The organism is Vibrio mimicus CAIM 602, assembly GCF_000338875.1.
In the GTDB taxonomy this organism is placed as follows: Bacteria; Pseudomonadota; Gammaproteobacteria; order Enterobacterales; family Vibrionaceae; genus Vibrio; species Vibrio mimicus.
The window spans coordinates 1-2,965 of the sequence record NZ_AOMO01000086.1 but is presented as its reverse complement, the minus strand read 5'-3'; the positions used below and the strand labels follow the sequence as shown (position 1 = coordinate 2,965).

Here is a 2,965-nt window from a genome sequence, read left to right as displayed (position 1 = left end):
TTTCTAGGTTTCAAACTTCAAACTAGATTTGCCAAAATCCCGAGTCTGATCATCAAAACTATGAGTCATTTCGGTTTTCTACGTTTTGGTTTTTGTTTGTAAATCAAAGTCGAGTTAATCTTGTTTTTAGTAAAACGTAAGCCATTGAAGCTTAAGCATAACAAGGCGTTTAAGCGGGATTCATGCCGCGTGGCATTTTTGGTTTGCAGTGAGTTTTGGTGGTGAAAGTGGTCTGCGGAAGCTTGGTTTAGGCGGCATTCACCCCTTAACGCGGCGTTATAACACAGAATCGATTCCTTGCTCATCAATCTCAATTGAACTACTATTTGTACGTTAAATCGTACTAAATGGAGTTCATTATGAGCCGTATTCACCTTGATCAAGATATTCAGCCTTTATCTGAGTTCCGTGCTGGCGTTGCATCATTTATAAAACAGATCAATGAGACTCGTCGACCATTGGTTATTACACAACGAGGTAAAGGTGTAGCCGTTGTTCTTGACGTTGCGGAGTATGAAGCAATGCAAGAGAAAATCGAATTACTCGAAGAAATGCGTACTGCAGAAGCTCAATTGGCAGCAGGTTTAGGTGTATCAAACGAAGATGCTCGTTCACAAGTTCTGGGACGCATCATCAAATGAAAGTAGTTTGGTCACCTCTAGCGTTACAAAAACTGGGTGATGCCGCAGAGTTTATTGCTTTGGATAACCTATCAGCTGCAGAAAAGTGGGTGAATGAAGTGTTCGACAAAACGGAATTGCTCGGCTCAATGCCAGAAATGGGCCGCATGGTTCCTGAAATGCCTCATACGAACTACCGTGAAATAATTTTTGGTCATTACCGCATTATTTATAGTTTGAGCCACGAAATCCGCGTTCTAACAGTTCGTAACTGTCGTCAATTGCTCACGGAACATGATGTGTGAAACTGTGTTATAACAAACGCCTCAAGAGGGACTGTCAACGCGTGGCGTTTTCAGTCCCAATGAGCTGCAGTGGTTACGGTTGTTGTGTTTGAGTTTAGTTGTATGCGTTGCCAGCCCCTTAGGCGGGCGTTATGCGCCTAACATAAAAAATCAGCTACATTTGCAAAATTTAAAAGGATAGAAATTGAGCAAGGTAATTCTAAAAGGCTTCATTGTTGTGCCAAAAGCAGAGCTAACTGTGGTTATCAATGAGCTAGACAATCATGTTCGTCTCACGAGATTAGAAGATGGTTGTCTGATTTTTGAAGTCACGCAAAACGAAGAAAACCCATATCGATTCGATGTGTATGAAGAGTTTAGAGATCAAGCTGCTTTTGATAAGCATCAGCTAAGAGTTAAATCTTCTACGTGGGGTAAAGTTTCCGCTAATGTTGAACGTAATTATGAAGTTACGGTGAGTTGCGCATAACAAACGCCTCAAGAGGGACTGTCAACGCGTGGCGTTTCCAATCCCAATGAGCTGCGGTGGTTACGGTTGTTGTGATTGAGTTTAGTGTAATGCGTTGCCAGCCCCTTAGGCGGGCGTTAGTTGCACAGGGAGGTATAGTGGAAGAATTATCAGGCGGAAGAGAATCTGCAATATATCGAGATGGTGAAGTCGTCTATCGACCTCTTCAGCCATGGAGTTCTACAATTCATCTTATTTTGAAGCATCTTGAGCGAGCAAAGGTAGACGAAATCCCCAGGTTTCTAGGGGTTAATCAAAACCAAGAAATCTTAAGTTTTGTCGCAGGTAATACCTACAATTATCCGCTAGTTGGCGCAATCGCAACAAATGATGCACTCATGTCAGCGGGTAAATTACTACGAAAAATACATGACTCAACAGCTTCACTCTTGGAGCAACTCGATGTCAATGCACACCGATGGATGTTAGACCCGAGAGAACCATTTGAGGTTATCTGTCATGGTGACTTTACCCCATACAATGTTGCCCTATTAGAAAATACAGTTGTTGGTGTGTTTGACTTCGATACAGCGCACCCAGCACCTAGAATATGGGACCTTGCATATTCAGTTTATTGTTGGTCTCCTTTCAAAACTGATAGCAATGATAAGCTAGGGACAATCTCAGAGCAGGTGGTTAGAGCTAAGTTGTTCTGTGACAGTTACGGCACAACTGAATCAGAAAGAGAGCAATTAGCCGATGCTATGGTTCAGCGATTACAGGCTTTAGTATCTTTCATGCGTAGTGAAGCCGAAAATGGCAATGAATCCTTTGCTGAAAACATAGAGCAAGGTCATCTTCAAGCTTATCTGAATGACATAGAATATATCACTGAAAATAAACAAAAAATTCAGTGTGCATTGTGCAACTAACAAACGCCTCAAGAGGGACTGTCAACGCGTGGCGTTTCCAGTCCCAGTGAGCCGCGGTGGTTACAGTTGGTGTGTTTAAGTTTATTGGTAATGCGTTGCCAGCCCCTTAGGCGGGCGTTAACTGGCAAAATGGAAATGCCAAAAGCATCTGAGTAAAAGGAGTTTGCAAATGTTTCGTTGTGGGCAATGCCGTCATTTCGAAAGAGCTAAAAATAATCTCAAGGATCTTTGTGGTGCTTGGGAACAACCTACGACTGCAACGCGTGAAGCTTGCGGATTTTTCATGCTCAGAAAACCAGCCCGAGATGTGAAAACACCAAACGAAGAGTAGAGTAATCTTCTTTGTGTTGGTTAAAAGTGCAGTGAAAATCATAAACACTGGCCAGTTAACAAACGCCTCAAGAGGGACTGTCAACGCGCGGCGTTTCCAGTCCCATTGAGCTGCGGTGGTTACAGTTGTTGTGTTTGAGCTTAGTGTTAAGCGTTGCCAGCCCCTTAGGCGGGCGTTAGTTTACATATCAAATTCAGAGGACGAAAATGAAAATTAGATCGGCTGAAGCGTCAGATTTAGACTCACTCTTGCGTCTAAATTATCAGATTGGAATCATGCACTTTGAAAATGCACCAGAAGCATTTGTTGAACCGTCATCTGAAGAAAAA

The 2,965-nt window shown here is 42.7% G+C and carries 5 protein-coding genes; 4 read left to right on the top strand and 1 reads right to left on the bottom strand.

The window, feature by feature from the left end; genetic code table 11:
• Positions 1 to 359: 359 nt before the first annotated feature.
• The 4 genes from D908_RS01845 to D908_RS01860 all read left to right on the top strand — a co-directional run bounded on the left by D908_RS01845 (position 360) and on the right by D908_RS01860 (position 2,305).
• Positions 360 to 641: a type II toxin-antitoxin system Phd/YefM family antitoxin gene (locus D908_RS01845; protein WP_000086650.1), complete on the top strand. Its 282-nt coding sequence runs from the start codon at positions 360 to 362 to the stop codon at positions 639 to 641.
• A complete protein-coding gene (locus D908_RS01850) occupies positions 638 to 925 on the top strand; it encodes a type II toxin-antitoxin system RelE/ParE family toxin (protein WP_005527310.1) in 288 nt (95 codons plus the stop codon). Before D908_RS01845 ends, D908_RS01850 begins: the two co-directional genes overlap by 4 nt.
• A gap of 184 nt (positions 926 to 1,109) precedes the next feature.
• Positions 1,110 to 1,394: a putative quinol monooxygenase gene (locus tag D908_RS01855; RefSeq protein WP_005527308.1), complete on the top strand. Its 285-nt coding sequence runs from the start codon at positions 1,110 to 1,112 to the stop codon at positions 1,392 to 1,394.
• A gap of 137 nt (positions 1,395 to 1,531) precedes the next feature.
• The gene (locus tag D908_RS01860) at positions 1,532 to 2,305 is read left to right on the top strand and encodes an aminoglycoside phosphotransferase family protein (RefSeq protein ID WP_032467761.1); all 774 of its coding nucleotides are present in this window, start codon (positions 1,532 to 1,534) and stop codon (positions 2,303 to 2,305) included.
• A gap of 106 nt (positions 2,306 to 2,411) precedes the next feature.
• Here D908_RS01860 and D908_RS23245 read toward each other — a convergent pair whose 3' ends face one another.
• Positions 2,412 to 2,678: a hypothetical protein gene (locus tag D908_RS23245; protein ID WP_309474187.1), complete on the bottom strand. Its 267-nt coding sequence runs from the start codon at positions 2,676 to 2,678 to the stop codon at positions 2,412 to 2,414.
• Between the last annotated feature and the right edge of the window lie 287 nt (positions 2,679 to 2,965).

What these genes read in the sequence shown, in the direction of transcription:
- D908_RS23245 (WP_309474187.1), bottom strand. Translation starts at nt 2,678, where the DNA reads ATGATTTTCACTGCACTTTTAACCAACACAAAGAAGATTACTCTACTC.
- D908_RS01850 (WP_005527310.1), top strand. Translation starts at nt 638, where the DNA reads ATGAAAGTAGTTTGGTCACCTCTAGCGTTACAAAAACTGGGTGATGCC.
- D908_RS01845 (WP_000086650.1), top strand. Translation starts at nt 360, where the DNA reads ATGAGCCGTATTCACCTTGATCAAGATATTCAGCCTTTATCTGAGTTC.